The organism is Microvirga sp. VF16 (genome assembly GCF_016864375.1).
Lineage (GTDB): Bacteria > Pseudomonadota > Alphaproteobacteria > Rhizobiales > Beijerinckiaceae > Microvirga.
The window spans coordinates 70,082-94,226 of record NZ_CP069357.1; the positions used below are offsets into that span (position 1 = coordinate 70,082).

21 protein-coding genes are annotated in these 24,145 nt (G+C 57.9%); 17 read left to right on the forward strand and 4 right to left on the reverse strand.

Going from position 1 to position 24,145, the window contains the following annotated elements; genetic code table 11:
* Positions 1-256 precede the first annotated feature (256 nt).
* Both JO965_RS39375 and JO965_RS39380 read right to left on the reverse strand, forming a co-directional pair.
* Positions 257-3,154: a hypothetical protein gene (locus tag JO965_RS39375; protein WP_203447191.1), complete on the reverse strand. Its 2,898-nt coding sequence runs from the start codon at positions 3,152-3,154 to the stop codon at positions 257-259.
* A gap of 232 nt (positions 3,155-3,386) precedes the next feature.
* The gene (locus JO965_RS39380) at positions 3,387-3,767 is read right to left on the reverse strand and encodes a hypothetical protein (protein ID WP_203447192.1); all 381 of its coding nucleotides are present in this window, start codon (positions 3,765-3,767) and stop codon (positions 3,387-3,389) included.
* Between the two features lie 899 nt (positions 3,768-4,666).
* Between JO965_RS39380 and JO965_RS39385 the strand changes: the two genes are divergently transcribed.
* On the forward strand, positions 4,667-4,909 hold the full coding sequence (locus tag JO965_RS39385) for a hypothetical protein (protein ID WP_203447193.1): 243 nt from the start codon (positions 4,667-4,669) through the stop codon (positions 4,907-4,909).
* 68 nt (positions 4,910-4,977) lie between these two features.
* Here the strand turns inward: JO965_RS39385 and JO965_RS39390 are convergent, their stop codons facing one another.
* Positions 4,978-5,898 carry a hypothetical protein gene (locus JO965_RS39390; protein ID WP_203447194.1) on the reverse strand — a complete coding sequence of 307 codons (921 nt, stop codon included), beginning with the start codon at positions 5,896-5,898 and terminating at the stop codon, positions 4,978-4,980.
* Between the two features lie 729 nt (positions 5,899-6,627).
* Between JO965_RS39390 and repC the strand changes: the two genes are divergently transcribed.
* The 14 genes from repC (at position 6,628) to JO965_RS39460 (ending at position 21,307) form a co-directional block, all read left to right on the forward strand.
* Positions 6,628-7,929: a plasmid replication protein RepC gene (gene repC, locus JO965_RS39395; protein WP_371827007.1), complete on the forward strand. Its 1,302-nt coding sequence runs from the start codon at positions 6,628-6,630 to the stop codon at positions 7,927-7,929.
* A 1,117-nt stretch (positions 7,930-9,046) separates the two neighbouring features.
* Entirely contained in the window at positions 9,047-9,802 is a 756-nt protein-coding gene (locus tag JO965_RS39400; RefSeq protein WP_203447196.1) for a tetratricopeptide repeat protein, read from the forward strand.
* A 94-nt stretch (positions 9,803-9,896) separates the two neighbouring features.
* Positions 9,897-11,171 (forward strand): DUF192 domain-containing protein, encoded by a 1,275-nt coding sequence (locus tag JO965_RS39405; RefSeq protein WP_203447197.1) that lies wholly within the window; start codon positions 9,897-9,899, stop codon positions 11,169-11,171.
* A 275-nt stretch (positions 11,172-11,446) separates the two neighbouring features.
* Positions 11,447-13,174, forward strand: coding sequence for an AAA family ATPase (locus tag JO965_RS39410; RefSeq protein ID WP_203447198.1), 1,728 nt, complete (start codon positions 11,447-11,449; stop codon positions 13,172-13,174).
* Positions 13,175-13,585: 411 nt separating this feature from the next.
* Positions 13,586-14,527: a GcrA family cell cycle regulator gene (locus tag JO965_RS39415; protein ID WP_203447199.1), complete on the forward strand. Its 942-nt coding sequence runs from the start codon at positions 13,586-13,588 to the stop codon at positions 14,525-14,527.
* Positions 14,528-14,622: 95 nt separating this feature from the next.
* Positions 14,623-15,042, forward strand: coding sequence for a single-stranded DNA-binding protein (ssb, locus tag JO965_RS39420; protein WP_203447200.1), 420 nt, complete (start codon positions 14,623-14,625; stop codon positions 15,040-15,042).
* Positions 15,043-15,140: 98 nt separating this feature from the next.
* Positions 15,141-16,460, forward strand: coding sequence for a site-specific DNA-methyltransferase (locus tag JO965_RS39425; protein ID WP_203447201.1), 1,320 nt, complete (start codon positions 15,141-15,143; stop codon positions 16,458-16,460).
* A 43-nt stretch (positions 16,461-16,503) separates the two neighbouring features.
* Positions 16,504-16,908 carry a hypothetical protein gene (locus JO965_RS39430; protein WP_203447202.1) on the forward strand — a complete coding sequence of 135 codons (405 nt, stop codon included), beginning with the start codon at positions 16,504-16,506 and terminating at the stop codon, positions 16,906-16,908.
* Positions 16,909-17,016: 108 nt separating this feature from the next.
* Entirely contained in the window at positions 17,017-17,211 is a 195-nt protein-coding gene (locus JO965_RS39435) for a hypothetical protein (RefSeq protein WP_203447203.1), read from the forward strand.
* A 105-nt stretch (positions 17,212-17,316) separates the two neighbouring features.
* Positions 17,317-17,775, forward strand: a complete 459-nt coding sequence (locus JO965_RS39440) for a hypothetical protein (protein WP_203447204.1) — start codon at positions 17,317-17,319, stop codon at positions 17,773-17,775.
* A 33-nt stretch (positions 17,776-17,808) separates the two neighbouring features.
* Entirely contained in the window at positions 17,809-18,345 is a 537-nt protein-coding gene (locus tag JO965_RS39445) for a hypothetical protein (protein ID WP_203447205.1), read from the forward strand.
* Between the two features lie 20 nt (positions 18,346-18,365).
* The gene (locus tag JO965_RS39450) at positions 18,366-18,779 is read left to right on the forward strand and encodes a hypothetical protein (RefSeq protein ID WP_203447206.1); all 414 of its coding nucleotides are present in this window, start codon (positions 18,366-18,368) and stop codon (positions 18,777-18,779) included.
* Between the two features lie 389 nt (positions 18,780-19,168).
* Positions 19,169-19,555 (forward strand): hypothetical protein, encoded by a 387-nt coding sequence (locus JO965_RS39455; protein ID WP_203447207.1) that lies wholly within the window; start codon positions 19,169-19,171, stop codon positions 19,553-19,555.
* 1,098 nt (positions 19,556-20,653) lie between these two features.
* Positions 20,654-21,307 carry a hypothetical protein gene (locus JO965_RS39460; RefSeq protein WP_203447208.1) on the forward strand — a complete coding sequence of 218 codons (654 nt, stop codon included), beginning with the start codon at positions 20,654-20,656 and terminating at the stop codon, positions 21,305-21,307.
* 143 nt (positions 21,308-21,450) lie between these two features.
* Here the strand turns inward: JO965_RS39460 and JO965_RS39465 are convergent, their stop codons facing one another.
* Positions 21,451-22,341, reverse strand: a complete 891-nt coding sequence (locus JO965_RS39465) for a M10 family metallopeptidase C-terminal domain-containing protein (protein WP_203447209.1) — start codon at positions 22,339-22,341, stop codon at positions 21,451-21,453.
* A gap of 123 nt (positions 22,342-22,464) precedes the next feature.
* Between JO965_RS39465 and JO965_RS39470 the strand changes: the two genes are divergently transcribed.
* A complete protein-coding gene (locus JO965_RS39470) occupies positions 22,465-22,752 on the forward strand; it encodes a hypothetical protein (protein WP_203447210.1) in 288 nt (95 codons plus the stop codon).
* Between the two features lie 120 nt (positions 22,753-22,872).
* Positions 22,873-24,027 (forward strand): RIP metalloprotease, encoded by a 1,155-nt coding sequence (locus JO965_RS39475; RefSeq protein WP_203447211.1) that lies wholly within the window; start codon positions 22,873-22,875, stop codon positions 24,025-24,027.
* Positions 24,028-24,145 lie beyond the last annotated feature (118 nt).

Below are 24,145 nucleotides of genomic sequence, written 5' to 3' on the forward strand. Positions count from 1 at the left end.
CCATATGCGATTGGCCCTCACGCGAGGTACTGGCAGCCCTCGGCGGCCGCGACGCAGGATGCGCCCGTGGACACGCCGATAAGTAGGTCGAACCATTTTCCAGTGGACGCCGCAGATCCACTCACCCCAACCTTGTTCGTGAGCAACTGTCTTAGCGACCGTTCGGCCGCAGTGAGGGATGCAACAGGGGAAACGGTCGGCCGGGCTGACCGGATCGCACAGCATTGTTGCACCCCTCTTCTCTGATCACCGCCCGTTACGCGGCTGGCCTTACCTCCTGCTCATCCCCCGAGACCTTTTCCAAGCCGCGATCGAGCTCACTCGGTTTCATAAGCAGATCCGGTTGTTCAAGTGCTTGCTTTGCGGAGAAGGCGATGCCCATCCCCGCCTCCACGTTCCCGTGAACCATGATGAAGCGCATCCGGACCTTCTCAGTCTGCACCTCTGCAAGGCTACCGACCTGGGTTCGCGCCTGTTTGAGTGAGATCGCCATAGAGTTCGACCTGCAGAGCAGCATCTCGGCATCCTTGATATACCAGTCGTTGCGGTTCTGCCCGTAGATGAAGCAGAATGCATAGGTGATATCCTTGGTGCGGTAGATCGCCTGAGCCGGGCCGGTTTTCGGTCGGGTCAGGACCGTCTCAGCGTCGGTGACCATCTTGTGGTTACCCGCATTCTTCTTCTGCGAGAACACCTCAGCCAGTAGGCTGATATGAGCCTCGATGCTGTCGCTTGTCAGGTTCGCATCTGCCTGCTTCCGCAGTTCCCGCTTCTCGACCGCATGTTCCTCATTAAGCCGGTTGAGAGCTTCCATCTGGGATTCCAAGCTCGCGAGCAGGGCACTCTTCGATTTTCCGTCGATCCGGTAGTTCTCCACCTCCTGCGCAGAACGGAGGATATTGGCAAAAACCTCCGCTGCATCCTCCCCACCTGAAAGCAGCATGTTCTTGAGCCGCGTCTCTCCTCCTCCCGAGAGCGTGACGCGGTCCTGCAGCGACTTCGCTCTGGCCAAAGCCTCCTGCTTGAGCGCCATCACAGAGTCGTACAGGGGATGGGTCGACACGTCCGTCTGCCGGCGCAGGGATTCCATCATCACCCTCTGCTCCAGCGTCTTCACCGATTTGGCGACAGCGATGAAGCCGTCGAGGAGATCACGGTCGTTCTGATCCAAGCTCGAGGCCAGGACATGCCCCATTCCCCTCTTGATCGAGCCCGGGTCGATCGCGTGCACACCGGTCAGCTCGGTCACCACCGGGGTCAAGGGTTCGGCGTATACCCGCCCAGACGCCTCCAGGTCCTTCCGGAATCGTTGAGCGAGTTCGCTCAGGCTCGGCACGACCTCACCGAACGCCTCGGTCAGGCTTTCAAGCCGGTCCCTGCATCCAAGAAGGAAGTCGTAATCATCTTTCGTATCGATCCCAGCATTAAGCTTCGCCTCGACATCCATCATGAACGTTTCCGTCTCTTCCTGGACGAGAGACGTGGTGAAGCGTACGGAACAGATGCTGCGGCGGACCCCGACCCTCTCGTATAGCTCGTCATCGACACGTTCGAGGACGGTCATGAAAACCCGCTGCAGGCGCGAATCCCCTACCACCTCGCTCCAACGGGCCCGCAGGAGTGCCCCAACCCGGCCGCTGAGAAGGCTGAGGGATTTCGGTCGGAAGTCATAGGCTGCGATGGCCCGCAAGCCATTTTCCAGGAGGTCTTGATCCTCCAAGATGGACTCCAAGAGACTTTTCTCGTCCTCAGTGAGGTCACCATCGAGCAAAGGCGTCGGGATGCTCGGCTTCTCAGACTCCTTCACCGGCACGTCGACCTCCTCGGTCGGGACCACAGTGAGAACTGGCCCCACAGCCGCCTCCTGGGGTTGCGGCTCCTCGACCCCCTGGGCCTCAATTACGATCGCTGTGCCCATTTCCCATTCCGGTGGTCCGCCGACATTAACCACGGGCTGAGTGAAAACCTCTTCGACACTATCTAAGACCGGCGTCGCGAACTCATCCGTCGGCTCCGCCGCGGGGCTCATGAAGTGGTCGTAGATCTCACGTTCAATATCCGCATCCTCGTCCAATGTTGCAGAGAGGATCCAGCCATCGATCACTTCAGGATGATCGATTTCCATCAGACAGTCCCGCGAGAGCTGGGTCGTGTTGGTAATCATGTCGGCCAGCGTGCCGACCGCCTCCCGGACTGAGACTGGATCGTCGCTGATCGCCGCTTGCTCGGACAACAGGTGATAGGCATCGACCAGCTTGCGGGCGTCCATGAACGCAATCCGGCGAGCGTCCCCGTCCACAGTCTCTTCCGCACCCAAGCTCATTTCGCTTGAAACCTCATCTCCAAGTGGACCTGCTTCAGATCCAAGTCCATTATCGCTCGCGAAAAGCGAGTCATCGAAAACCAGATCCTGAGAGACCTCGGCGGCGTCGGCCCCCTGCTCTTCGTCCTCGCCCTGCCCGTGTGCCTCAACCTCCGCTTCATCGCCGCCGTCCTCGTCCCAAAGGCTAGCGTCAGGAGTAAGTTCGATAGGTTCCTCCAGGGCAGAAGCCTGCGAAACGGCAACTCCGGCGAGGGCCCGTGCTCCCGGTGCGGGATAGGAGGCCGGAGCTACAGGTGGGGCCGCCGCTTCAGGCTCCTCATCATCGAACACGAACCGCTTAGGGCGGCCGGATTGTCCGAGGGCCAGGACGTTAATCTCGCGAACCTGCGTCCCGCTTTGCCTCGTCTCCAACGCCTCAATCTTATTGTCTATTGCCGCCGCGCTCTTGAGCAGTCCGCGCCTGAGAAAGTTCATAACCATGCCGATGATCCCTGCGAAAATTGTGGAGCCGATCAGGACGGCACCCGGAGTTTGCGGCGCCGACCAGCTGAACGTGAAAACCGTGGCGGAAGCCACGAGCAGTGGGAGCTCAACCAGATCCCGCTGAATATGTTTGAAGAGCGTGTCGAGGCCCTTCGATCCGGGAAAGCCAAGGACAAACCACGCGATCGGGGAAGCAAGGAGTGGGACTCCAACTTCCCTTAGGACATTCCCATCGGCTTTCCAGACCGCGACCAGAACCAGCCAGAACTCGCTGTGGAGTGGTAGAAAGTATGATCCGGCTTGAACCGAAAACGACCAGACGAGAAACCAGATTGTGGTCCAGGCCACAAAGTTTCTTCCAAGCCAAAGACTATGGTCGACAATCAAAGCCAGGACCAAGCCCCCCAGCAGGCCCCAACCTGTACCCAGCAACAGACAGATCGGGACCGCCCCGGCCGCTGTGATCGCGATGCCCCGATACAATCGGCTCAGCCGCCCATAACCGGGGAGCCGCCCTAGGGCTGTTCGCATGGCCGAGACCGCCCAAAATGGACCCGCGGTAAACCGGTTGTCCGCAGGATTAGCCACTGATGTCATGACCGTCCCGGACGCGAGTACGGTCACGGCCATGGGCCATGCGCGAGAACACCTCCTCCGCACCCCGCAGAGCTTGCTTCTCGAAGTTCGGCCCCATGAGGGCGTCGAGTCCCTTTGAGCCTGCCTTTGAGAGAACGCTGTCAACATCCTTGAGGCTGGCTGGTGCCGTACCGTCGGCCCCGTGGAGATGCATGCGACCGGAGAATGCGTTCAGACCCTCGGGTGTCACGAGGTCCACTGCGCCATCGACCGCCCGCTTGCCAACGTCGGACAAACTCCCCTTGATTGAGCTCAACAGGCCTTTTGAACCCGATGACTGGTCGGTAGTATTAGGCTTGTTGGTGGATATCAGATCGTTGTCCATGGAAACCTCGGAAACGTTGCGTGCGCGGGCTTCGGGCCAATCCGGCTCCCAAATTATGATTCGAGAACGGCCAGGCCGAGTTACGTAGCTAAAATACCGTCGCCTAATTCGGTTTGCTATCTTAATATGTATGTTCCACACCCCCAGGGTCGGTCATGCGGAGGTCACGATTCCCTTCCGTCTCGTCGAGCCGGACCCGCAGGTTCAACTGCGCCATATATTAAAGGAGTACGGAGTTCCCCTGTGTCGAGCGCTGCATGCTGCCGAAGCTGACCGCTGCCGACATCCCGCTGCCCTTAGCGACGTCATCGAGGTCAGGGGGCTCAATGATCTCGGATCGGCCCATTCCATACTTGGAGCGGTCATTGATACCGACCGGCTGTCGGTCAGGAACGGTCTCACCCCAGTCTCCCTCCCTGATCCCGAATCTCCAATTCGAGTCCAGGCGGCGCCCCAGAGCGTATGGGACGGAGACACGATTCTGGGGCGTTCCATCAGCGCGGTCGTTCCGGTGTCCGGATCGGGAGATCTCACAAGAGATAAGATCAGTCTCATTGAGGCGCTCGTGAGAGCGCTAGGAACAATCCCCCACGTCGTGGTCCCTCGTCCTTCGTCCCCGAACTCCGAGACCCCACGCGCTGACAACGATAGGAGAGCAGGGCAGCAGGATCTCTATTTCGGCATGCCCTGGTGAACGCTGCCCCTGACCGGTTCCGGTCAGGGAGACACTTTTTGAAGCTTTGACTTTGAAGGTGAATAAGGGGTCTTCTGAAACCCCAAAAAGAACGGCGGCAAAAGCGGCCGTGCCAAGAACAATGATAAGAACCAGCACGGACTAGACGCTAGCCTAGACATCCCCGCGCTGGATCCAATAAAAAGAATAAGAAACGGATCCTGCCATGACTTTCAAGGAAGCTCTCCGGGTCGAGCTCAAGGCCCTGGCCCCCACTGTCGCCTTCATCGTGATCGCTCATGCGATGATCATGTGGGTCTATAACGAAGGCGTCTTTGGCGCCCTCGGCGTCCTGCTGGCGCTCGGCGCCGTCAAGATGGCGCTCGTCCTCGGCTGGACCGTCGTCAAGATCGGGGCGTTCCTCGCTGCTCTGGCCGCAATCGCCTACGTCTTCACGATGGTGTTCTAACCAGGAGAGCCGGCTTCCCGTCTCTCCCAGCCGATACGAGAAAGCCCGCTCTTCCGAGCGGGCTTTTTTTATTTCTTCCGGTTGTAGGGGCGCTTCTTGCGCCCTTCCTCTTTGGAAGGGCTGGCCTTCTTGACGCTCTCATGCCCTCGGGACTTTAAGGCTGCCTCGCGGGTCGTCCGGCTTGCGCCTTCGGCTTTAGGCGGTCGGCCACGGCGCTTGGGAGCCTCAGGAGCGCTCCGGTCGAACAGGTCTCCGTCTGGACCCGCGGTACGCCCACTTGAGACCGTCGCGCCAGCGCTGGAACGGGCTGCCGCACCCCGTCCGCCCTTGCCTGACTTGGACGAGGTCTCCTCCGAACCCGTCCGTCCTTTACGCGATCCCTTTGCACCGCGTCCCGAACCGGCGGCCTTACTCTTGGCGGCAGCCGCCGACGGTGCCTGACCTCTGACCGCGCTGGCCAGGTCCTGCATCTGCTCGGCCAGCTTATCGACCTTGGCGTCAGTCCGGCTCTGATCCTTTGTGAGCCGCTCCTGAACATCGATAAGGCGCTGGAAGATCCCCTCCATTCCAGGAGGCAGTGCCGGCTCTTCCGGTGCTTTCGTTTCCTTCTTCGCCTTGCGCGAAGGAGCCTCACGGGACGACCGAGCCACCGGGGCGTCAATGTCCTCGCTGCTAATCTGCCAGGACTCCTGCTGGAGCTCCTCAAGGAAGTTGGCGCCAGAAACGTGGCCTCTGACGATGATCCGAGTTCCTGTCAGGCGCTGGAAAGGAATTCCTAGACCCTCGGCGATCTTCTCAAGGACCAGAACGGTCACATTCGAGGTCATCCGAAGCAAGCTATCGAGATGCCGGTCGCTGATGCCGATCTGCTTCGACATCTCCGTGGTTCCCCACCCCATCAACTTCTTGATGGTCTGAAGGTTTGCGCTCACATTCTGAAGCGTTTTGCTTTCAGAGAAATCGTCTTCCGAAAACGACCTACGGGTCATCCGTTCCCCCAAATACCACATTCAAACCCAGAACCGCCACTGGCCGGGTTGGATTAACAAAGCCCGGTCCAGTACAAGTTACGGAGCGATCTAAAGTTGCGCGCTCGCTGGCAATTTCCGAAGCTCGCAAGTTTGCCGCTTTCTCGTTCCCCTTGTTCCCATTTCGAAAATCCGAATTTTGATTTGAGAACGAGTTTACGAAGCACAAGAATTCGGAAATGGCAAGCTGCCACGCTGTCAACTACCCCGAATCGCAATCGGAATTTCAAAACAGCCTATCCGGGAAGACCGCATTCGAGGGGTGGGCCTTTTAACTCTATTTCTGGCAATCCGCGTTTTAATTCGGTTGCCCTTGACTCAACCCACCTTGCCGGTGTGAATCCACTTGGCCCATCAGATTCGGAATTTAGGCGTTGGCGCGTCTGGAGCAAGAGTCCTGGGCCAGTATTCACATCTAAAAGTCGGCCCGAAATGCTTGGCGGCATTTTCTCGGATCGATCCAACACATGAGGACATGAACGGCTTGAAGAAGGCCTAAGAATCAAAAACCCCGCCGTTGGCGCGGCAGGGGTTTTGAAGAGGCCGGTATCGGAAGGACTGAACCCAACGGGACCGGACTAAGAACGTGATTGGCGTCGTTGTTCTTAGACCCCCCCGACATCCCTGTCAACTGGAAACGTCGTTTCGGCGATCGGTCTCGCTTGTCCAAAAACAATCGGGGTCAAGACCATGAATCCGCAAGGATTGCGGCCGATGTCGGCTGCGCACGCCCGTGTCGAACGGGCCGTGAAAGAAAAGTTCGTTAACGAAAAGCCAACTACCAAGTCGGCGGTGCTCTACGCCCTCAAGAAGGCAGCTCCGGCCCTTAAACTCCGCCCGACCACGTGGCGGCTCCTCAGCGTCCTTTGTGATCTCTCACATCCGATTGACTGGGAGGATCGCAAGATCGGCCCCGTGGTATGGCCATCCAATGCCGCCCTCGCCGATCGTGTCGGGGTCGATGTTCGCAGCATTCAGGTACACCTCCGGCGCCTGGTCCAAATGGGGTTGATCACCCACAGCGACAGCGCGACCCGCAAACGCTTCGGTACGCGTGTCAATAATCGCATCGTTCAGGCCTGCGGCATCAACCTCACTCCCCTGATGATCCGTCGGGAGGAGTTTCTTGAACTGGCCGAAACTCATCAGGCTGAACTCGCGGAGCGAAAGAAGCTCGCTCAACTCATTTCTGAAACCCGGATCAAGGTCATCCGCCTGATCGCCGGCGGCCAGGACAGCCAAATCGCCGGTCCTTGGATCGAGCTCTCTACAACCTTCGCTCGTCTTGGAGAGCAGTACGGCATGGCGCTGAGCCGCCCTACCCGAACGGTGAAGGCCTCGCTGACTGACCTGCACACGCTCCTGTCGTCACTTATCACACTCGAAGTTTCGGCTGAGTCCGCTTGGAGCCAGCATCTCGATGCAACCGAATTGGTCGAAGATTCATCGTCCGCAGGCGACAAAGGATTCACCCAGAATCCTAATCTGATTCATAAAAAAGATGACTCTTTGAATCAAAGGGCTGCCGGAGATGTGAATGGCATCAAGGCTGCGCCCTCCGCCCCAAGGTCAGAGATCCAGCAGGAGCGTACCAAAGACATATCCTTGGACCTGAATCAGGTGCAGCAAGCCTGCCCCGCCCTCTCCCAATATTATCCTGACGCCTTCTCATCGGTTCAGAAGCTGGCATCAAGCATTCACCAGCTCAGAGGACTCCTCGGTATTTCAGGAAAGCTATGGGATGAAGCCCAGCGGTCCCTGGGTCCGATTGAGGCTTCCTTGAGCCTTCTGGTCATTCTGCAGGGTCATGAGGATGGGCGGATCTCGAACCCCGGCGGCTATCTCCACAGCATCGTTAGCAAGTCAGCCTCGCACCAGCCGGGCATGCGGGAGATCATCGCGAGAATGGCAGCAAGCCGGACGCACGATCCGAGGCCTTCGCTTGTGTTCCCGCTGTTCGGTAAAAAAGAGGCGGAACGACATGCCGGATGAAAATCAACGGCTGTCAGTTCCGCCCAGTCAGACGGGCGTAGACCCGCTTCGACAATGTTGGCTCACCAGGAAGAGGCGACATTGCCGGGTTCCCCATGAACATGCCATCGAGATCGGGAGAGCGCAACGTCCATCAATTGCAGGCGGAAGTCAGGACAATACATTGAACGGCGGTCAATCGTAGCGGGTCAGCGCAAACACTTCCGAGGTCACAAGATTGAGTTCACGGTATACTTCTTACGACGGGACAGTATCTAATCCCCTGCCGGGATCAGTTGCAAAGCGTTTCAGAATTGCCTTCACACATACTGTCTCATAATCGAGCCGCAAGTAGACGGAAACGTTACTCCACTTGCCGGCTGGATTTTTCAAACCTCGCGCCAGAGAGTTCAAATCTTAGGGTGCCCGGCGCCTGGTGCACTCCGAAATAAAATGCGGGGTATGCGAAACGGAATGGGCTAGTTTTGAAGATGTATAAACACGCTCAGAACGTCGCCCTTCATCGATTTGGCTTGCAAGTTCATCCAGCGACTACTCGCTGACGAAAGTGTTCAGCGGCGTTTAACAACAAACAACCTGACAGAAAAATATTTCGCCTAAAGCGTTGAGATCAGGTCACGGCGGCCATTCAAGCCCACGATTTACCGGTCCGACAACAAGAATCACCATCAGGACATTCTCGAATCATGCTCACATATCTAGTCGCTGTTCAGAACGCAGCGGGTGCCATTCCACTCTTTGCTTCTCTCGACGGAGCAGCAGCGCAATGGACCGCAGTCGGTCTAAGCCAGGATCACCCGGAAGCGCTCATCACAACAACTCCGGTCGAGTTTTCCCAAACATGCTTAACCGGCTCATCGCTCCTGATGCTCCAATCCCCGATCCGGCTGGATCAAATCGATGGCCTGGTTGAACTTTTGGCGTCTGGGCCTGACCCAGATTGTGCCTCCGATGCTCGGGTCGACTTCCACTTCTTGCCCGACCAGCTCGCATTGCCGCCGATTGAGGCTGCGAATTAGCGTGCGGAACGCTTTGAACCCGTTTCCCTTCGCACGCGAAAATGCGAAAAGTGGCGAAATAGAAAAACACGAATCGTCGTTTTAACCGGGACATTGATATGAGACACAGCCTCATCCTCCGTGCTGCGCTGATTTCGGCCGCTGGGCTTTTGGCCTCCGCATGCACCACAACCACCGGAAGCCTCGGTCTTTCGGGCCCGCCTTCTCAGGGCCAGATCCGCTCTGAAGCTGAGCGTCTGGGAGAGGCTTACCGTTCCCAGCCGGACAACCCGGCGGCTGCTCTGGCCTATGCAAAGGCTCTCAACTCCCTCGATCGGAATGACGAAGCGGCTGCCGTTCTCCAGCAGACGGCTCTCCGCTTCCCGAACGACAAAGGGGTGATCGCGGCCTACGGCAAGTCGCTGATCGCCGTTGGCAAAACCCAACTCGCCTCGAATGTTCTGGATCGAGCTCATACGCCGGATAACCCCGACTGGCGGGTACTTTCGGCTCAAGGCGTGATCGCGGATCAGTCCGGCGACCACAATCGCGCCCGCTCCCTTTACACCGCTGCACTGAAGATCCAGCCGGAGGATCCAATGGTCCTGACCAACATGGGTCTCTCCTATGCTGTGACCGGCGACATGGCCTCTGCCGAACAGTATCTCCGCAAAGCCTCCGTTGCGCCTGGTGCTGACCAGAAGGTCCGCCAGAACCTCGCTGTCGTCCTCGTGATGACTGGCAAAGAAGCCGAGGCCCGGGACCTCCTGAAATCGGACGTCGCGGCCGCTGAGATCGACTCGCATATTGCCTATCTCAAGAGCCTGGGTTCCCCGAATGCCCGTTCTGAGGGCAAGGCTGCAAAGCGGGCATAAGATCATGAACCTGACACGCTTTTGGCCCTCGAAGTCTGGCGCCGCCCCTAAAGATGCCGACCAGCCGCAGCCGTCGAACCCGGGAGGGCCCGATATGGTCGACGATTCCTTCATTCTTCTCGTCGGCGGCCAGCTCCAACCGACAGCGGAAGATCCAATCCCGGAGCCGGGGACGGACGACACCCAGACAAACGATTTCGTGGTTCTGGCCGGAGGCTTCACCGGCACGCCGTTGGGAGAGGCTGGGCAGAAGGTCGAGCCTTTCGCAGCAGATGACAATGCCGGCGACGTGATCGGATCCGTGGCCAATGCCGAACCCGCCGAGGATGAGGCATCTGCCGAAGCTGGCTCTGCAGGACCCATCGATCCGGATAATCCTGTGATCGACGTACACGATCCCTATCTCGAATCCTTTGGCCCTCTTCCCGACCCGGTTTCCGTCGAAGCTACTCCCACCCTCGCTTCCGTCCCAGGCAACACCCTTCCTGGCCCATACCATGCTCCAGAGGCCCGTAAATCGCGTCGCTGGCCGTGGAGCCGCGCCGCGGCCTCCGAGGTCAATGTCTCCTACGATCATGATTGGGGGACAGGGATCTCGGTGAACGAAGAGGAGGCGCTGCGGCAGCGTCTGATGAATAAGAACCAGCCGCCAAAGAAGCGCCGTGGCTCCCTTGTTCTGATCGGAACGGTGGCGACAGCCGCGGCCCTGGTTCTGACCGCTGGAAGCCCGACCAAGATCCTCGAGGCCGTGCCCAGCGCCAAGAAGATCGTGACACGGGTTCAGAATGACCTGATCTCACGGGTCTCGCTGACATCAGAATCGCCTGCCGAGCAGACCCGCGACAGCTCGATGTGCGCGCAGCAGCCGTCCACGGATGGATGCTTCACGAACAACGTCATCCGGGCTGCCGCCTTCGTCTGCCCAACGGCCATGCATCCCGTTGCCGTAGAGTTCGCCAGCTCGCCCGTCCGGGCCGCCGTTGGACTCTCGCATCGCGCCTCTATGGCTCCGTCGACGGGATTTGCCACGATCCTGAGCGCTGAGACGACCTTCGACTTCATGACACGGGATCTCAACTTCGCGGTGGATCTCATCTCGTTCCGGCGAAACGGCAGCATCGCCGGCATGCTCAAGAATGTTCAACCTCGCCAGCAACTCCCCGTTCAGGTGGCGAAGGCCGACGGCATCATCGCGCTTCGAGGCAATGAGATCGAACGTCTCGCACTTACCCCTGACTGCCGGATCGCGATCTTCGAGAATGGCATCCCACCGGAGTATTTCGCCCAGGATGCAAAGGTGAATAACTCGCCTGTTCGCATTCCTGTGAAACCTCAGACCCAGGCTCAGGCGGATTTAGGTCGACGCTGACCTAATCCGCAGCCTACCCCTCTCAATCCCCAAAAGAAGCCCGCCACAGGCCAAGGGTCATTATGAATTTTGCTCTCTATCTTCTCGCAATGTTATCGCGTGTAATGCCGAAGCAGGCGGCAAACAAGAAGAATGCCGTCGCACTGCACCGAGAATGGTCGAGCCGAGTTTTAACCGATCACCTCTTCGCCGCCGATCTGAAAGCGATCGAGCGGCTTTCTCTTGTTGTCAGCGATGGGAAGCCGTCTCTTCAGTGGCCGGTCTTGACGATTTTGATGGACCGTCGCTATCCGGCATTCGCCGAGGTGCTCTCCGCCTTCACCACGGAAGACCGCAAGGCTTCATTGTTCCGTCCGACTTCTGCTGACGGCGCGGAAGCACAGAGCATTCTTATTTCAGGCCTGGCCTTTCTGCAGAACTCCATCGATGCCGCCAATTGGGCGACCGACGCCAATGTTCTGGCAGGCGAGCTCGCGTCCCTGCCGTGTGCCATGCTGAAGATCCTCACGATTGAGGACGGAGCGATCAGCCTTCAGCACAACCTCCATTCTCTGTCGATCGCGCTCGAAAATGCCGCGACACCTCACACCAACCCTGCGACGGCCACGCAAGACAAGCTCGCATCTGCCCTCCTCCGGTATTATGCCCTTCGACGGCTCGCCCCATCGTCCATTCCTGGCTTTGTTTCGACGTACCATCCAGGCGAGGATCTCGACTATGCGGCAGCACGGATCGAGCATGTCCTGTCATCTCACGGCATGCTCCCGCTGAAGATCCAGCGCCACTATCGGGAAACCCGCGACGTCATCATGGACATCGCCGTTCTCGCCGCAGTCTATGCGGACCTTCCCGCTGCGATCCTCGTCCCGACCTATCCGACGCTCTTCGAAGCCTCACCGTCGAACGAGCCCATGGTCAGCCCCGATGATCCCGAAGTCATCAAGGGATACGACATAGGGCCGAACCTCGCGCACCTGATGCTTGGATCGATCATCAGCCACGGCAAAACCCCGATCATTGGTCCTGCCCGTTCTCAGATCCCGCTGATTGCGACGATCGCAAACCGGCTCACCCTCGCCTATCAGCCGCCCCAGCCCTCCTACGAGGAGCGCATTGCCGAGATCAAAGCCGTTGCCCAAACCCTCCCAGGTCAGGAACTGCCGCAAACCGACATCGCCGCCATCGCAAGGCTTGACCTCACCCCAGCCCAGCGGCGCCAGGCCGTCTACTCGACGGTGATGACAGGATCGGCTCAATCCGCTCTGGAGGTCATCGCCAGATCCTCGGCCTCGGTGACGCCCGCGATCGCAATCGCAGACCTCGATATGTCCCTGTACGTCTGCGAGCAGGACTTGCCGGATCTGATCGAAAAGATGACCACTGCGCCCCGCGGGCGCATGCCGGTCCTGATCGACGGCGTGGCTGGCACGGGCAAGAGCGCCTTCGGCCGCTATGTCGCCCACCAAATGGGCTATCAGTCGAAGGTCTATCGCTACTCGGATTTAACGAGCCGCTGGCTCTCGGAGTCCGAGAAAGCCGTCGACAAGATGTTCGCCGATGCCCGGAAGCACAACTTCGCAATCATCATGGACGAAGTTGAAACGATGTTCTCTGATCGCGAGACCGCGACCCACGACTACCAGAAGACCCTGACAAATGCTTTCCTGACCCACCTGGACAGCCATGACCTTCCGGTCTTCTGCTCGACCAATCACAAGCGGGACATCGACCCTGCCATCCTGCGCCGTTTTGTGTTCAAGCTCGAATTCGAGGCTCTTACCCCAGAACTAGCAGCGAAGGCCTTCACCCGCTTCTTCAACATGCCAGCTCCGGCCGACCTCCTCCAGCTCACAAATCTCACCCCTGGTGATTTTGACGTGGTTTTGCAGAAAGCTTCGGTTCTCCGAATTAAGGAGGACCCGGGCTGGTTTGTCGCAGCCTTGCAGGAGGAGCTTTCCCACAAGAAGGCCAAAGGCCTCCGGATGGGCTTCGTACATCATTGAACTAGAACATATTTTCCTGCTAGGCGGGTGCGGCCCATTGGCGACGCCCCCGCTCGGATCGGCTCGAATCATGTTTTCTGGAGCTGCTTTCTAATTCGGGCGACCCCTTACTAATTCGTTTCTGCCTTGACGGTTCGAGGCCCAGACGGCATAATTCGGCCACATTGGAGCTACGGCAAGCCGCTAGATGATCCGGCGGTTTTGGCAAGCTTACCATTCTATGACGGAATGGGAGTCAAAGGCCGGGCTTCTCCTGTGAGACTAATAAATAACAAGCTCGCAGGCTTCACCAGGATCAGGCCTCGCCCCGCGCGCAGTTCATGATCATCGATGTACGACACAGACGCCCGTCCTAAGCGATGGAATGCGAAAGCGGACGTTTGCGTAACCAAGGTCGATATGATGAAAACGTTGCAACCAACGGCTCTTCACAAGACCAGCGGCTTCTCCGCGGTCATCGCCTCTCAATCATCCGGCGCCCCAGCTAACCAGATTAAGGTCAATGGTATCTGGAACGACGAAACCGTTGAGAGAATAAAGCAGCTCGTCGCTCGCAAGCTCACAGCCGAAGCCATTGCGGCTGAAATCTCGACAGCCGAAGTTCCCGTCACCCGTTCCCAGATCCTCGGGATTTGCTGGCGCCGTGGCTGGCAGGTCGGCCAGAAGCGTCCATCACGCAATCACGTTCCCAAGCAGCGCATGATCGGAAAGCGCATTCTGAAGCGTGGTCAGTCCGACGTGCAGGTCATTCTCGCCCTGCCCGATACCCGTGACGTCCACCCTGTTGAAGGGACACGGATCGTCCGCAAGGCAAGTGCCCGGAAGCCATTGGACAAAGCTCTCCTTACCCTGCCACTGTTTGAGGCCGCTGCAACTACCGACACCAAGCTGAATACGTCAGGCGCAGACTTTATCCGGCGCTACAAGAAGCGAGCCGAGAAGGCCAAGACGACTGCCGAAGTGGCAGAAGTGATCCAGCCTGTCGTTACTGAGACAGCTCCCGCCACAGCACCCATCGCCGAGATTATCAGCATCCCGGCCGTTGTGGTCGCCGCGCCCGAACCAGCCCCCATGCTGGAGGAGGCCGCACCCGTCGCCGCGACCAAGCCAGAACGTGACCTCTCGAAGTGCCTCACGATCTTCGATCTTCGCGACCGGCATTGCCGCTATCCCGTCAGCGGCACCGGCGTCTCCATGCTCTACTGCAGCGAGCCTGCGATGAACGGCAAACCATACTGCGGGCATTGCGCTTCCATCGCGTATGAGAAGCCTGAGAAGGTCGCCGCTGCAGACAAGCCTCCCAAGCACAAGATGTCTGCTTTTTCAATGAGAAACGGGATCATTTTCCGCTGAAACCTCAAAGCCAACGGAAGTTGGTCAACGCCTAAAGCAATCCCCAAAAGTCCCTCACTCCGACCCTCCGGTCGAAACCTAGGAAAGACCATAAGATGAAGTCGATCAATCAAACCCAGATCCTCGGCAATGTAGGTCGAGATCCCGAGATCCGCACGCTCGGCAGTGGTGAGAGGGTGGCCAACCTGCGCGTCGCAACGAATGACACGTGGACTCAGAACGGCGAGAAGAAGTCCAAGACCGAGTGGCACAATGTCGTCATCTACAATCCGAACCTGATCGAAACCGTCGAGAAGTACGTCAAGAAGGGCGATCCGATCCAGCTCATGGGGCTCAAGATCCAGTATCGCACCTTCACAGATAGCAAGGGCGTTGAAAAGCAGGTGACGGATCTTGTGCTTCAACGATTCGGCGGCGACCTAATCCTCATGGGCAATGGGAGCGGCAACGGGGCCGATAACGGCGGCAGTAGCGACGGCCTTGGCGGGAACGAGGACGATCCCTGGCAAGACTAGAATTTCATTCTCCCTGAAGCGAGGAGCCAACTTAGCCGGACGACACCCGTCCGGCTTTTTTCATGTCGGGATCTAGTTGAGCAAACTGAGTACCTGACATGAAATCTTCCGAAGCCACGGCGGCGCGAGCACGCGCCCGACGCGTCGAAAAAGGCGTCCAAACCGAAGAGCGCGCCCGTACCTTCACTGCTCGGCCCTCGCTTCAGGGGCTGTTGCAATTGCCCTTGCTCGAAGAACTGGAATCTCATGGCGGACGCGCCAAGCCGAGCGATCTCTATGAGCGGCTTGCTGACCGGCTTGATGTTCCAGACGATCTACGCTCCCAGAAGCGCACCTGCGGAGATGGCCAGACATACTCAGTCTTTCCGCAAGCGGTCCGATGGGCTCGCCAGAACGCCGTGATGGCCGGCCTGATCCATAAAGGCGACCGTGGAATCTGGGAATTGGCCGATCCCGGCTATGCCAAACTCAAGAAGGTTCGCCGCGGCGTCGCTGTCCTCATCTACTCGCTCGATGACGGGGTGGCGCTCTGGGCCCATGCCGAGGATGCAGGACGGGCGATAGAGCCAGGCTCGCTGAATCTAATTTTTACCAGTCCCCCGTACCCGACTGTCTCTCGCGAGTATGGGCGCTTTTCCGTTCCCGAATGGCTCTCGTGGATGAGGTCTTTGATCGGAACGTGGAAGAGCCTTTTGGCTCCCGATGGCACCATCTGCCTGAACGTCATGGATACTTTTGTGAGCGGGACACCCAATCTCTCGCCCTATATCGAAAGGCTGACGCTCAGTTGCATCGACGATCACGGTCTCCACCTGGCAGGCAGGAGCGTGTGGCACAGCCCCACCAAGATGGGCAACATCCAGTGGGCCTCTAAGATGCGAGTGCGCCCGCGCAACACTCTTGAGCACCTCCTGTTCTTCAGCGGGAGCCCCAACCCAAATTGGGACACCCGCCGACTGCCGGCCGAGCCATATGCGGCCTCGACAGTTGCAGCCTGGAATCGAGCCCAGAAACGGCCGTCGAGCAAGCGGCCCTGCGGCTACAACATCAATGAAAGGGCCTTTGCCCCAACTGGTGATGGCCCACTCCCGGGCAACCTGATTGTCGCCGCGGGAGCTCCAGGCAACGATCAATTCAGCCGCCGGTGCAGAGAAGCTGGATTGCCTCCGCACCCAGCGCGGTTCCCCGAGGCAATCCCGAAGCGGGTGATCCTGCTCACGACCGAACCAGGTCAGGTTGTCTACGACCCCATGGCCGGATCGAACACGACGGGAAAGGTCGCTCTCGATCTCGGCCGGCGTTTCATCGCTTCCGAGCCTTCGCTGACCTACCTCGGCGCCTCCGCCCTTCGCTTCGATCAGCGCCCCGACTTTCGTCGCCACCCTCTGCCCAAGGGCCTGGCAGTGCCGACCGCCTGACGCGGCCCTCACCCTTCATCGCTTGTCTTAAGAAAGGCAGCCTATGTTTCCCAAATTCCCGCTTAGCGGCGAGTTCGACCTGAATGACGTCGCGACGATCCTTGAGGCACTTGAGCGCTATGCTAAGAGCCCGGAGGCCAAGGCCCATGCGTTCCGCCGCGACATCTTTCCGGCAGACTACGGTGGGGCTGGCGCAGCGGTGACTCCGCTTCGCATTCCCCAGATCATGGAAATGGTGCGGATCGCCGCGGAGTCCGCGACCAGAGTGGATCGTGAAATTGCTGCCCATCACTTCTCGGACGCGATTGAGAAAACGATCCAGCGCCAACCAGATCCGATGAAGGCGCTGGCCGAACAATCTCAGCTGGATGTCGACCATACTGGGGGCGGATGTCTTGCCTATGCTCGTCACTATGAGGACGGCTGGTATTTCTGGCTCACGGCCTAAGATGGGGCGTCCCTCCCCGACAACCCGGATGATCCGACCTGTCTGATCGGCGCATATCATCCCACTAACGAATGGTGGCTCAATTCGAGTGCCACGCCGCGTCAGGCCTTGAGCGTCATCGGAACCTTTGTCACTTTCGCAAAGACGCGCTTCGCCGCCGGCCAGGAGGCTACAATCGCGAACTTGCGCGATATCCTGACCACCGCCCAGTCTTCCGGGTACTTCGTTCCTGAGGAGGCGGAGGCCATCGCGGCGATCCTTGCCGCGCCGGAAGCCCCTCAGACAGACGAGCAGCCTCAATGAAAGCGGGAGTTCCCCCGTTTTCAGGCCGACTGGATTCCCGAGCTCCCACCGACTTTCGAGGATTACTCCTGGCACAATGACACCTGCCCGAGGTTCCACGACGTCATGCGGGATCTGATCTTGTGGGTGGATTATCCCGACCCCCAAGATCGTGAGCTTCCTGAGAATCTTCGTTTTGGTGTCTGCCGAGAGTTCGACGATGGAACCACGGAAGACCTCTACTCGGCTGATGAGTGGAACTTGGTCAGGGACTTCCTGGACAACTATTCCCCGCCTGCAGGGACAGCGCCGAACTACAATACGCTCCTGATGCTGTCGGAGGCTGCCAAGTGCAAGACCGACGCCGATTGGGGATCCGATCGTCAGGTCGACGCCGAGAACCGCTTCTTTAAAGCCGCGATGCAGCGCATCCCCGATCACTTCGCCGACACCAATGACGACTGGCAGGAGGCGATCCACAAGGCGACTTCCGACGAGATCATCGAGGAGGCCATGGGACGGATCGTAAAAGAGGTCGTTCGCCAGAATCCGAACCTCGCCGCCCTGCTCGAGAAGAAGGACTAGCCCCTCTCAATCCGCAGCAGCATGGAGCGTCGCATGAACGATGCCTCGGCTCCGGCTGCACAGCCCGCCAATACGGAGGACAGGACAAGAATGGTTCCACAAATCGACTTAGCCAACCTAATCACTAAGGCCGGCGGCTATGGGCTGCGAGGTGATGAGTACGACGCAGCCACTGTCACCCTTGCTAGCTGGCACCAGGTCGAAACCAACCGTGCCGGCGTGATCATCGACCATGAAGAGATCGTCATGGCCGAAGTCGGCCAATCTCAGGCGAAGGTCAAAGTCGCCCAGACCGGGCGCGGTCACTGGCTCACTGGATATGACTTTCGCAACAGTATCGGCGGTGCTGGTTGCGCTCCCGGAGTCTGGGATCGCGTAGCCTTCAACGAGAAGGATGATGCCATCAGGTTCTATGCAAACAGCGCCAAGACCTGGTTTAAGAGGCAAATCGAATCGGGGAACAGTTGCCTCTCAGCGCGAGCTCGCGACGAGGCTGCCAAAATGATTGACCTCCTAATGCGCGTGATCAACCCAGCGCCGCCTGCCCCAATGCAATTGAGCCTGTTCTAGGACAAAGCAGGATACTGCCGATGACATCACCAATTCCCCGCTCCAGCCGGATTGAGGTCCGCAACCCGATCCTGGCGCTCCCTGCCTTCAAGGCAGTCTATAGCCTCTCGGACGAGACAAAGCTCGTTTTGGCGAGCCTTCTTGATAACCTCTCAAAGGATGCGGAATCCAAAGCCCAGGCTTCGTGGCTTAAGAAGAAGGGGCCTATGGCTGCATATTGGAAGGCCTGTGCCGTCTATGCCAAACATATCGCGCGAGCCATCAGGAAGTCCTGCCATACAGGAAGCGTTCTCAGTTCGACGAATAGTGAGAAACTGACCCCAGAAAACGAGAAACTTCTCAAAGATAATGAGAAGCGGAGATCGTCAATCAGCACAAATCACTCCTTTGAGGCTCACAATGAAAACAACGTCGATCCCGCCCGTGCAGCTTAATTTCCGCGACGAGGCATACGGCTTACTCTGGCGCCCCCTCGCATTTCGCTTCGGTTACATGGGCCAGTTTTCTGAAACCCGTCGCAACAAAATACAATCGAAGGTTCGCAAGCACGGCTTCTCATACAATCACCATCGGGAGGCGTGGGTGAAGGAAGATGTCTCGGACCCGGCCGCTGAAGCCCAGAAGCTTGTCACGGCTCTCACTGACGCCGGATTCGTAGTGGAGACAAACCAGTTTTTTTGCTGGACTGACCACGACGAGTCAGCCTCGCGCCCAGGATCTGGCGCTCACGGTCTAAACGCTCCAACGAGGAACGGCGCAGGCTGATTCATTGAAGTTTAATTCGGATTGTGTTATCCATAATTCGCCAATAGGAGCGCAGATTATGGATTTAGCTATGATCACCAAACCGAAGGATCTGGAAGCGGCTCACGCCCAGATCGCTTTGCTTCGGCAAAATCAGCAGACGCTCCAGGCCGCCCAGTTCGCCCACCGATCCGCTCTGAACGCTGTCGCCGCCCGGACGCCGTTTGGACGCGACATGCTCCGACACCTCGCCAGCGGGAAGACGATTGAGCAGGCTTTTGGATTGGCAGCTACCCATTATGCCAAAATCCATGCTCGGGAGGGCCTCGGTCGGGTATGCAACTCGATTTCGCAGTTTGCCAAGGATCTCGGTCTCGCGTTCCCAAGGAACAAGATGGTGAACCTAGCCCGGAACGTGAAGACGATCGTTGATCGGGAGCGAGAGGCTGGACGCCAGCTGAACTAAGGCCCGCGGCCGAATTCCTCGTTACAGATCACCCATACACTTCCGAATATCCGGGTCGCAGACAATATATGTCCAAACTGCTCCCACTTCTTGTCGCTCTTTCGATGGCAGCAGGATCCGGTTATCTGGTGTTCTTCCGCTCATAGACGGATCATCGGATGGTTCTCGAATATTGCCTAATAGGCCTATCCTTGGGGCTCTTTCTCTGGAGTGTTGGAATGGCATCCCGCCAAGCCCCCAAACTGGTACCCGTTCGGATCAAACGACAGCTGTAAACTGCCCGTATCGGAAATGCTGGTGACATTGTCTTGCCCCGCAAATGTCCCGCTTAGGAAAGGCCGCTCTTCTGAGCGGCCTTTCTTTTCGACGCCTTCGATCCTACTACTACCCATCGTCCCCAATCCGAATTAAAAGTGGTGACAACGACAGAGCTTTTGCGAATCCATGAAACACCTCCTGTTGCTTATCTACGCTGCCCCACTCGTTATCGTCTGGCTTTGCCTTCGCATCATGGGTATCGGCTCGTTCCGCATTCTAAAAATCCGCCTTCGTTCCAAAGCTCCGGAGGTGAAAGCAGGCGCACCAAAGCCAACCGGTCGCCGTCGAACTCGATCATCATCATCCGGCGGTGGAGGTGGAGCCATTTCTGGAAAGGGCGTAGCAGGTCTCAATGGCTTGTCCGGTCCCTCAAAGCAGAGATCCGCTTTTGCCTCCAGTGCCCCGGCCGTGCAGGACCGTTCGGCCGATATCATTCGGAAAGGTCTGAACACCCAGATCGCCTCAGAACGAACTGAAGCCGAGCGGCTCCGTGGGGAACAGCGTCGGCTCCAGGAAGAGGCCCTCCGCAACCAGGAAAACACCCGCCTCCAGGAGGAAGCCCGCCTACGCGAAGAATTGGAGTGCGCCCAGGACGAACGGCGCCGAGAGGAGGAGCGCGTGGAAGAAGAGAGGCGACGGGCCTACTCCTGAGGTCGACTTGCAGCCACCAGACCTACCGTAGCAATACCTATCCCCTTCCACGAAAACCAGAATTTAAAGTTATCGCAATAACAGGTTCGATAACCCATCGGTACGACGGGGCAATAAAGGGCAAAAATCATGAAGATTCTGAGGGGCAGTACCAAGCCTGAAGTGAGCCAAGCCAGAAAGCACGTGAATGAACTCGGCCCCGGCTTCAGTTGGCGCCCGATAGTGGGGATCCTGATGCTCGTCGCCGGCGGCATGGCTGCTGGCTGGGTCGGGATTTTAATTGTCCTTGGCATTGGCGTTGCCATCCAGGTATCTACCGCCCGTGATAAAAGGAAGGCCAACGATCCCTTCCAAGAGCACCTCGAGGGCCGAAAACTCGATTATTACACCAAGGCCCCTGGTGGTCGGATCGGTGTAGACGTTACAAACCGGACGATCATCCTTCAATTGAAGATGGGAAAAACGCCCACGACGTTCGAGCTGACTGCCGACGATATCCGCGATTGGTCTTGGCGCGTCGAAGGATACTCATGGTCATCCTTCTCGACGAACCCTCTAACAAGCCAGATGAAACAGGACTGGGAGGAGATCACGGCGAAGGCACACGCAGCAGCCAACTCTGGCATGTTCATCACCACGAACAACATCGATCACCCTGAACTTTTCCTCCGTTTCGGGATCGGCCCGGAATATACGATGCTCCTAAAGAAGTGGGATGAAGTTCTTACGCAGTTCTTCGAAGGAGTTTTACCTCCGCAGAACGTCACAAAGGTCATTCAGTAGGACAGAACAAGCCAGGACGAAGCGATTTCAGCTCGGCCTCCTTGCATACGAAAACACCCGCCTACGGCGGGTGTTCTTGCTTTCCGATACCGTGAAGTCCCGCATCCTATGTCTGAAGGTGCGGGATGTCGCCTATTGTATGGTTAGAGAATGAAATAGGACTTCAGGAGGGTTACTGCGTCATCCAAATGAATGGACAAGTCGGCTACGCCGTCGCCATCCACGTCTCCATGGATGTAGGTATCAGACGCCGCTCTATCGAACCGCAGCTCTCCAGCCTTGTTGCTGAAGGCAACGCTGCCGATAAAGATGAAGGCTCCGTTCCCCGCGGTGGTGACGTCGGCGTCGATCCCTCTCAGGTCGATCCGATCCTTCTGAGCCTTGGAAAAATCAAAGATCGTGTCCCGGCTGCCGCTGTCGACCGTGGAGTCCGTAATGGATTTGAAAACGAATGCGTCCTTTCCGGTCCCGCCATAAAGACGGTCGCTCCCACCAGACCCGGAAATCGTATCATTGCCGGAGCCGCCAGCGATCTTGTCCCGGCCATTGCCACCATTCAGGCGGTTCGCAGCCGAGTTGCCGTTGATCGCGAACCCAAGCTCAATCGAGATTGTGTCTCCGTGATCATACGTGGGACCATCAACATTCACATATAGCGAGTTCTTGGTGATCGTTACACTCTTCCTCGTGATACCTAAGGAGGTATCTGAAACCACAATGTCTGCGGCGTAGAGGGATTTGTTCGACCCTCCTCCCAGCGCATCGAACTTCAGGCCATACCCGTTGAATCCGCCCCTATCCGGAACGTCGGCGAAGTACCACGAAGTCCCGCTAATGACCTTATAGTTGAACCGGCTGCCGGAGATGTCGAACTGCGCCGGCACGACGCTATAAGGACTGCCGTCTAACTCATAAAGTTTCGAGTTGTTGAATTCGATCTTACCGGCAGAGATCTTGGTAGTCGCCGGCTTGGTGATCGGGTTGTCGCGCTCCGGCGGGTAAACAGTCAGCTGTACTTTTGTTCCATTAAGCATCTTCAGCCCCTAGGCACGCTTGTGATTAGCCCCACCGTCCAGATAGCTGAACTGCAGTTTGTTCTCAATCAGATTTGGCTGATGCAGCAGGCCACACAATCAAACCCCAAAAGGTAAATCGTCATGCGCAGCGGCCCCTCTCCCGTCGAAAACCTGCCCATCCCCCATGCCGATGCTGTCGTCGCACTCGCACGCATTCTTACGGCGATGAACGGCCCCTCCTTATCCTCGTCCGACGCTAAAGAAACGCCCGAAGGAGATGACGAGGAGGACCTCGGATACCAGATCGCAGCCAACGCAATTCTTGACCAGCTCGCAGCGAAAGGATTCGTGATTTCACGGTCCAGTAAGGACACGACCCTCGGTCCGAAAGTTCGTGATACCGCTGCGGCGCGGTTCAGCCTTTTGTAACCGTCCGATCCAAATCACGACTTTTCCATCGGCATTCGGCAAGACCCGACTGGGTTTTAGCTGCCATTCCGGCGCGATCCGCTTTAAAACGCTGAAACGCGAAATAGGAATTCTCGAATCATGGCCGCCTTTTTCGATTCCGTATTTACCTCCCTGCTGGCACTGCCTTTGACGCTTGGTGCCTTCATCCTTGTGCTCGGCGTCGTGATTGCCGTCCACGAAGCAGGGCATCTGTTCACTGCGCGGGCATTTGGCATCAAGGCCGAGGTCTTTTCGCTCGGGTTCGGCAAGTTCCTGTGGGCAAGAACCGACCGGAAAGGGACAGAATGGCGGCTCTGCCTGGTACCACTCGGCGGCTACGTGAAGTTCGCCGGCGATAAGAACGCCGCCAGCCAAGTGTCACACGAGGCAGTGGCCTCTATGAGCGATTCCGAGAAGCGGGCAACTTTCTTTCACGCCTCACTTTTAGCCCGAGCCAGCACGATAGCGGCTGGTCCACTCACAAACATTGCTCTCGCGATCCTCGCCTTCGGGGCGATCGCATACATCCAAGGGGCACCCACGCTGCATGGCCAAGTGGGCAGCATCAACCCGGGAACCCCGGCAGAGAGGTCTGGCATCAAGGCGGGAGACATCGTCACTGCGGTCAATGGGGTGCCCACGCCGGCCGCAGAGGACATCATCGCTGCCGTCCAACAGAGCCGCGACACTCCGATGATCATGACCATCCAGCGCGGCTCTGAGACCCTGGATCTCACGGTTACGCCCGTTCTCAAGACCAGGCCGAACGCCAACCGATCGGAGACCGAAACCTATCCCGTTGTAGGGTTCAGCTTTGCCACAAGCCCAGACAACGTATTCCATGTCCCGATGAGCATTGGCGATGCCGTCCTCCATGGTTTCACGATGACCTACCGGGTGGCCGAGGTAACAGCCGTTTCTCTGAAGCGGATGGTTACAGGTGAGGATGGAATCGAGAACCTCTCTGGCCCGGTCAGGCTGGCGGCTGTCTCAGGCACCTATGCTGAGGATCACGGAATCGAGGGGCTCGTTCTCCTCATTGGCTTCGTGTCCGTATCGATCGGCTTCATGAACCTTCTGCCGATTCCGGTCCTGGATGGTGGGCATCTTGCCATGTTTGGTTACGAAGCTATCGCAAGGAAGCGGCCAAACAAGAAGGTCGAACAGTTCAGCTACGGTGTCGGCTTGGCCTTCGTGCTGTCACTGATGATCTTCGCGACCTTGAACGATGTCGCTCACCTGTTCTTTAAGTAGGAGCCCTCCAATGGATCCTCGCGCAACATTCGTCGGGGCCTGTCGATCAGGAGATGCAGACCCAAGCCAAATCGATCGTTGGGTCGAACGATGGCATACCGGTTCCAGTGACCTCGAG

Excerpts from the sequence above, each read along its gene's own strand:
- JO965_RS39410 (WP_203447198.1), top strand. The coding sequence starts at position 11,447 with ATGGACCGTCGCTATCCGGCATTCGCCGAGGTGCTCTCCGCCTTCACC.
- JO965_RS39380 (WP_203447192.1), bottom strand. The coding sequence starts at position 3,767 with ATGGACAACGATCTGATATCCACCAACAAGCCTAATACTACCGACCAG.
- JO965_RS39440 (WP_203447204.1), top strand. The coding sequence starts at position 17,317 with ATGCGGGATCTGATCTTGTGGGTGGATTATCCCGACCCCCAAGATCGT.
- JO965_RS39470 (WP_203447210.1), top strand. The coding sequence starts at position 22,465 with ATGCGCAGCGGCCCCTCTCCCGTCGAAAACCTGCCCATCCCCCATGCC.
- JO965_RS39430 (WP_203447202.1), top strand. The coding sequence starts at position 16,504 with ATGTTTCCCAAATTCCCGCTTAGCGGCGAGTTCGACCTGAATGACGTC.
- ssb (WP_203447200.1), top strand. The coding sequence starts at position 14,623 with ATGAAGTCGATCAATCAAACCCAGATCCTCGGCAATGTAGGTCGAGAT.
- JO965_RS39400 (WP_203447196.1), top strand. The coding sequence starts at position 9,047 with ATGAGACACAGCCTCATCCTCCGTGCTGCGCTGATTTCGGCCGCTGGG.
- JO965_RS39425 (WP_203447201.1), top strand. The coding sequence starts at position 15,141 with ATGAAATCTTCCGAAGCCACGGCGGCGCGAGCACGCGCCCGACGCGTC.
- JO965_RS39450 (WP_203447206.1), top strand. The coding sequence starts at position 18,366 with ATGACATCACCAATTCCCCGCTCCAGCCGGATTGAGGTCCGCAACCCG.
- JO965_RS39460 (WP_203447208.1), top strand. The coding sequence starts at position 20,654 with ATGAAGATTCTGAGGGGCAGTACCAAGCCTGAAGTGAGCCAAGCCAGA.
- JO965_RS39390 (WP_203447194.1), bottom strand. The coding sequence starts at position 5,898 with ATGACCCGTAGGTCGTTTTCGGAAGACGATTTCTCTGAAAGCAAAACG.
- JO965_RS39465 (WP_203447209.1), bottom strand. The coding sequence starts at position 22,341 with ATGCTTAATGGAACAAAAGTACAGCTGACTGTTTACCCGCCGGAGCGC.
- repC (WP_371827007.1), top strand. The coding sequence starts at position 6,628 with ATGAATCCGCAAGGATTGCGGCCGATGTCGGCTGCGCACGCCCGTGTC.
- JO965_RS39475 (WP_203447211.1), top strand. The coding sequence starts at position 22,873 with ATGGCCGCCTTTTTCGATTCCGTATTTACCTCCCTGCTGGCACTGCCT.
- JO965_RS39405 (WP_203447197.1), top strand. The coding sequence starts at position 9,897 with ATGGTCGACGATTCCTTCATTCTTCTCGTCGGCGGCCAGCTCCAACCG.
- JO965_RS39455 (WP_203447207.1), top strand. The coding sequence starts at position 19,169 with ATGGATTTAGCTATGATCACCAAACCGAAGGATCTGGAAGCGGCTCAC.
- JO965_RS39445 (WP_203447205.1), top strand. The coding sequence starts at position 17,809 with ATGAACGATGCCTCGGCTCCGGCTGCACAGCCCGCCAATACGGAGGAC.
- JO965_RS39385 (WP_203447193.1), top strand. The coding sequence starts at position 4,667 with ATGACTTTCAAGGAAGCTCTCCGGGTCGAGCTCAAGGCCCTGGCCCCC.